The following is a 2,782-nucleotide window of genomic DNA, read 5'->3' as shown; positions in this document are numbered from 1 at the left end:
CCATGGCGCCGCGGACCTCGTCCGGGGTGAGCATCCGGAAGGTGCAGGCGTCGATGTCGGGGTCGGTGACCTGGTCGGGGGTGAGGAGGGCGTGGCGGTCGCGGGTGGTGCAGGTCGATGCCGGTTGGCTGACCGGGGTGGCGGTGCCGGTGCGGTAGTAGGGGACCAGCAGCGCCCCGGCCGGCGGCCCGGCGGTGATCAGGCCGCATGTTCGCACTCGTGCAGGATGCCGCCGAGGCGGTCGCGTCGGCGGATGTTGAGGTGGGTGAGCCGGGGTCCGGGCCGGTGGTCGTTTCGGGCAGCGACCGGAGCGGTCTGCCGTTTGCGATGCCCTGGTGTGGCCGGTGTGTGTCGTAGAACGCTTCGCCGCTGCGCACGACGGTGATCCCGGCAACCGCTGGTGGTCGACCCCGAGGCGCTCGGCCATCGGCTGCAGGTTCTTGCGCTTCCCGTCGAGCATCAGCCCACGCAGGTACAGCTCACCCTTCGCGCGCTGGTCTTTCTGCTCGCGGGTCAGGGCAGCGAGGCGGCCAGCCCGAACGGCACGAAATGGTCGGGGCCGAGGAATGAGGTGATCTCGGCGATGCGGTCGCAGCTCAGGGCCAGCACCGTGATCGACCAGGCGTTGTGCGGGCCGGCGGTGTCGGCCCCGAGGTAGAACGCCACAGCGGGCTGGCCGTTGGCGCTGATCGGCCGGTGCCGCCAGCTGGGGCAGCGAGTCATCGGGACCTGTACGGCAAAGTCAACAACGGCTTCAGTGCCGTGGTACCAGTGCGGCAGCGGCGGCATCGACCAGGTGACGTCCTCGGTGAGCAGCGCGACCAGGGTGTCGGGGTCGCCGCGCTCCAGCGCGGTGGCGAAGCCGGTGACCAGCTCCCGTAACCGTGTGTCAGTGATCGTGCGTAGCGTCTGTTGCTGGCTGCGGTCCCCGACCTTCTGGGCGACGATCCGGCGGGCTCGCGCCAGCGCGGAGTTCACCGAGGTGGCGGAGGTGTCCATCATGGTGGCGATCTCGGCGGCGGAGAAGCCGAGGACGTCGAACAGCAGCAGCGCCGCCCGTTGGTTGCCCGGCAAGTGCTGGCATGCGGCGACGAACGCCAACTCGACCGCCTCTCGCTGCTGGTAGCGCGCCTCCGGCCCCATCGCTTCGGCTGTGAGGTCGGTGTCGGGGTAGGGGCCCAGCCAGGCGACGTCGGTGCGTGGTACCTGGTCGAGCACGGCACGCTCGCTGGACGGGCTCAGGTCCATCGGCAGCGCCCGTTTGCCGCGGGAGGCGATGACGTCCAGGCAGGTACGGGTGGCCACCGTGTACAGCCACGTGCGCAGTGAGCTGCGGCCCTCGAACCCCGCCAGCCCTCGCCATGCCCGCACCAGGGCGTCTTGCACGGCGTCGTCGGCGTCGTGGACCGAGCCGAGCATGCGGTAGCAGTGGGCGTGCAGCTCCCGGCGCAGCGGCGCCACCAGGCGGGTGAACGCGGCGTCGTCCCTGCCATGAGCGACAGCCAGGTCGGCATCCTCGGCGCCGTCTGCGCTCATCTCCGCGCTCGTGTCCGCGAATTGCCCGGAAGGAACCTCACCCATGAGCGACGATTCTGCCCCGCGGCCGCAGTCTCACCGATGAACGACCACAACCGACCCCGCCACGGAGGTAGCGCATGAGCCCGACCGACCACCCGCGCCGGCCCGCCTGGTTCGACATCTCCACCCCCGACGCTCCCCACGCACGACGTTTCTACCAGGAACTATTCGGCTGGCCGAGCAACGCCATCGACGACAGTTACGCGCTGATGGGCGACGACGGTGGCCAGCCTACGGGCGGATCGGCCAAGCCGGCGCGACCAGCCCGTATGTCGGGCTGGTCGCCTACTTCCCGGTCAAGGACGTAGACAGTGCCCTCGCCCGCGCCGCCGGGCAACTCGGCGGCGTTCGCGTCCTGGACCCGGTCGAGACGCCCGACAGCCGCATCGCCGTGTTCGCCGACCCCGATGGCAACCGTGTCGGACTGGTCAGCCGCTGATCCCGCCGACATCACCGAACACCTGGACACAAGAGAGCCGCCGGAATGACGACACCAGAACCGACCACCAAGCGCCACCCCGCGACCAGCATCTGGCCGCTGATACACGCCGAACGGGCCGCCCTGGCGGCCGATCTCGCGGACCTGACCGACGAGGAGTGGGCGACGCCGTCGCTATGCGACCGGTTCACTGTCCGTGAGGTGCTGGCCCACCTCACCGCGGGGGGCAGCCTCAACCCCATGCGGTGGCTGGCGGGCGTGATCCGCTGCCGGTTCGACTTCGACAAGCAGGTCGCCATGCGGCTGGCCGAGCAGCTGGGCACGACCCCAGTCGACACGCTCGCCCGATTCGGCCGGATCATCACCAGCACGACCAAACCACCTGTGCCAGTCGTGGCGATACTCGGCGAGACGATCGTGCACGGCGAAGACATCCGCCGGCCGCTGGGCATCCGCGGTGACTACCCGATCACCACCCTCACGCGGCTGGCCGAGTACTACCAGGGCTCCGACCTCGTCGTCCTCACCAAGGGGCGCATCCGCGGCATGCGGCTGCTGGCCACCGACGGCCCCTTCGCCACCGGCTCCGGGCCAGTCGTGTCCGGCTCCACCTTGGCCCTGATCATGGCCATGACCGGACGCAGGATCTACTCCGACGAACTCGACGGCGAGGGAGTCGCAGTACTGCACGACCGCTGCACGACTGCACGACCGTGACCCGAGGGACGAACCCGCACAGCCCGCAGTGCAAATTTCTACGGACTT

At 69.8% G+C, this 2,782-nt stretch carries 3 protein-coding genes and 2 pseudogenes; 1 reads left to right on the top strand and 4 read right to left on the bottom strand.

The genetic code is table 11. The features are described from left to right. The 4 genes and pseudogenes from U9980_RS27340 to U9980_RS27325 form a co-directional block, all read right to left on the bottom strand. A pseudogene (locus U9980_RS27340) lies at positions 1 to 217 on the bottom strand (DNA cytosine methyltransferase); the annotation flags it as partial. 174 nt (positions 218 to 391) lie between these two features. Continuing rightward, a pseudogene (locus U9980_RS27335) lies at positions 392 to 517 on the bottom strand (transposase); the annotation flags it as partial. Then, positions 514 to 1,536 (bottom strand): sigma-70 family RNA polymerase sigma factor, encoded by a 1,023-nt coding sequence (locus U9980_RS27330; RefSeq protein ID WP_322770564.1) that lies wholly within the window; start codon positions 1,534 to 1,536, stop codon positions 514 to 516. The gene U9980_RS27330 and the pseudogene U9980_RS27335, both read right to left, overlap by 4 nt. Positions 1,537 to 1,777: 241 nt before the next feature. Next, positions 1,778 to 2,029 carry a hypothetical protein gene (locus tag U9980_RS27325; RefSeq protein ID WP_322770563.1) on the bottom strand — a complete coding sequence of 84 codons (252 nt, stop codon included), beginning with the start codon at positions 2,027 to 2,029 and terminating at the stop codon, positions 1,778 to 1,780. 33 nt (positions 2,030 to 2,062) lie between these two features. Here U9980_RS27325 and U9980_RS27320 point away from each other — a divergent pair, with 33 nt between their 5' ends. After that, positions 2,063 to 2,734: a maleylpyruvate isomerase family mycothiol-dependent enzyme gene (locus U9980_RS27320; protein WP_322770562.1), complete on the top strand. Its 672-nt coding sequence runs from the start codon at positions 2,063 to 2,065 to the stop codon at positions 2,732 to 2,734. The last annotated feature ends 48 nt before the right edge of the window (positions 2,735 to 2,782 follow it).

The organism is Protofrankia sp. Cr1, assembly GCF_963555865.1.
Lineage (GTDB): Bacteria > Actinomycetota > Actinomycetes > Frankiales > Frankiaceae > Protofrankia.
The sequence above is the reverse complement of the archived record's forward strand: the minus strand, read 5'-3'. Positions and strand labels throughout refer to the sequence as shown.